Source organism: Facklamia sp. P12932 (assembly GCF_050409545.1).
GTDB lineage: Bacteria > Bacillota > Bacilli > Lactobacillales > Aerococcaceae > Facklamia.
Window position 1 is genome coordinate 1 of the sequence record NZ_JBNUPG010000050.1, and the last position, 1,083, is coordinate 1,083.

The 1,083-nt window shown below is 40.0% G+C and carries 1 protein-coding gene; it reads left to right on the forward strand.

The features are described from left to right. The first annotated feature begins 42 nt into the window (after positions 1-42). Positions 43-987: a DDE-type integrase/transposase/recombinase gene (locus ACQV2P_RS08640; protein WP_428894895.1), complete on the forward strand. Its 945-nt coding sequence runs from the start codon at positions 43-45 to the stop codon at positions 985-987. Positions 988-1,083: the final 96 nt, after the last annotated feature.

Consider the following 1,083-nt stretch of genomic DNA (forward strand, 5'->3'; position numbering starts at 1 on the left):
TACACTAAAGATATACAAACAACTTAGCGAAAGGAAGCTCCCATGAAAAATATTATAACAGAAGAAATGCGATTAAGAAAAAGAATTGTAGAGTATGCCATCGAACATGATAATAATGCAGCAGCAGCTCGGCGTTATCATACGTCTCGACAAAATGTAAAACGTTGGCGTGATCGATATGACGGAAGTTGGGAGAGTATAAGAAATCAATCACGACGTCCTCACTCACACCCTAATCAGCATACCGATAACGAACATCAAATAATCAAAGCAAAGTATCAACGCTATGGTCATGAAGGGCTCGCGGAAGTTTATGTTCAATGTCAGCGTGAAGGTTATTCACGTAGTTATGATAGTATGTGCAAACAGATTCGTGAGCAGGGTTGGAATAAGAGCGTAGCGGATGCTAAGAAAAAATATCCCAAGTCTAGATGGAAACCGACCCAAGTAACTTATCCAGGCGAAAAGGTACAAATCGATATCAAATATGTGCCCATGCATTGTCTTAAGTTTGATTCGAAAGGCATTCGTTATTATCAAATCACAGCGATCGATGAGTATTCGCGCAAACGCTACTGTGAGATTGTGGATGAAAAAACGGTCACCAATACCGCTTTATTTTTATTAGAGTTAGAAGCGTGTCTAGGCTTTGATATCACGAAGGTTCAAACAGATAATGGGCGTGAATTTACCAATGATCCAGATGTTACCGATAAACTAACCATCTTTGAGGAGATATTAGAGAGTAAGGAGATAGAGTATCTCAAGACCCGTCCCTATTCTCCATGGCAGAACGGCATAGTTGAAAGAAGTCACCGAGAAGATGGGGAACGATTCTACAATCGTCGAGAATTTAAGAGTGTGCAAGAATTGAAGAAAGCACATCGTCGATATGTGAACCGAGGCAATAATATCCATCGAAAGGTTTTAAATTTTAAGAGTCCCAATGAAGTAGTACGCGAATACTTTAGGAACAAGCCTGCTTAGTCTTGCCCATGATCTCAAATTCTTTATTTCTGTCAAGGATCGCTCCGCTTTCCTCTTTGACAAAAGTAAAGAATTTGAGGGCTAGACGCTAAGACA

What these genes read in the sequence shown, in the direction of transcription:
- ACQV2P_RS08640 (WP_428894895.1), top strand. Translation starts at nt 43, where the DNA reads ATGAAAAATATTATAACAGAAGAAATGCGATTAAGAAAAAGAATTGTA.